Here is a 1,057-nt window from a genome sequence, read left to right as displayed (position 1 = left end):
AACTGGTCGAGGCCCCGGTGCCGGTGGTGGTGTCGGGTGTGTCGGCGGGTGCGGTGGAGGCGGGGCTGGAGCGCTTGGCCGCACGGGTGCACTCCGACGATCAGTTGGGCGTGGGGGAGGTGGGCTGGTCTTCGGTGCACCGGTCTGTTTTCGGGCATCGTGCGGTGGTGGTGGCGTCCGGGCGTGAGGAGCTGCTGGCGGGATTGGCGGCCCCGGTGGTGTCCGGGGTTGCGGGGGACGTGGGCCGGAAGGTGTTCGTGTTTCCCGGGCAGGGGGCGCAGTGGGCTGGGATGGGTGCTGAACTGTTGGATTCCTCCGCGGTGTTCGCGGCGCGGATGGAGGAGTGCGCGGCGGCGTTGGCGCCGTTTGTGGAGTGGGATGTGCTGGGTGTGGTGCGTTCCGGTGTGGGGCTGGAGCGGGTGGATGTGGTCCAGCCGGTGACCTGGGCGGTGATGGTCTCGCTCGCGGAGGTGTGGGCGAGCGCGGGTGTGGTGCCGGATGCGGTGGTGGGTCATTCGCAGGGCGAGATCGCTGCTGCGGTGGTGGCGGGTGGGTTGTCGTTGGAGGACGGGGCGCGGGTGGTGGCGTTGCGTTCGCAGGCGATCGGCCGTGTGTTGGCGGGTGGGGGTGGGATGGCCTCGGTCGCCCTGCCGGTAGCCGAGGTGGAAGAGCGTCTGGCTGCCTGGTCGGGGGTGTTGGGTGTTGCTGCGGTGAACGGGCCCTCGGCGACCGTGGTTTCGGGTGCGGTCGGGGCCGTGGATGAGTTCGTGGAGATGTGCGACCGGGAGGGTGTGCGGGTCCGCCGTATCCCGGTGGACTACGCCTCGCACTCCTCTCAGGTGGAGGAGATCGAGGCCGAACTGGCGGAGCTGCTGAGGACGGTGGAACCCCGCGAGCCGCTGGTTCCGTTCTGGTCCACGGTGGAGCCGGGGCGTCCGGTGCGCCTGGATGGTGGGTACTGGTACCGGAATCTGCGGCAGCGGGTGTGTTTCGCGGAGACTGTTCAGGCGCTCGTCGTAGATGGCTTCGGGGTGTTCATCGAGGTCAGTGCCCATCC

General features: G+C 69.6%; 1 protein-coding gene. It reads left to right on the top strand.

The features are described 5' to 3' along the window. A partial coding sequence (locus IE185_RS32835; RefSeq protein ID WP_189716575.1) for an acyltransferase domain-containing protein occupies nt 1–1,057 on the top strand: 1,057 nt, incomplete at both ends.

This window comes from Streptomyces chryseus (assembly GCF_014650755.1).
In the GTDB taxonomy this organism is placed as follows: domain Bacteria; phylum Actinomycetota; class Actinomycetes; order Streptomycetales; family Streptomycetaceae; genus Streptomyces; species Streptomyces chryseus.
The sequence above is the reverse complement of the archived record's forward strand: the minus strand, read 5'-3'. Positions and strand labels throughout refer to the sequence as shown.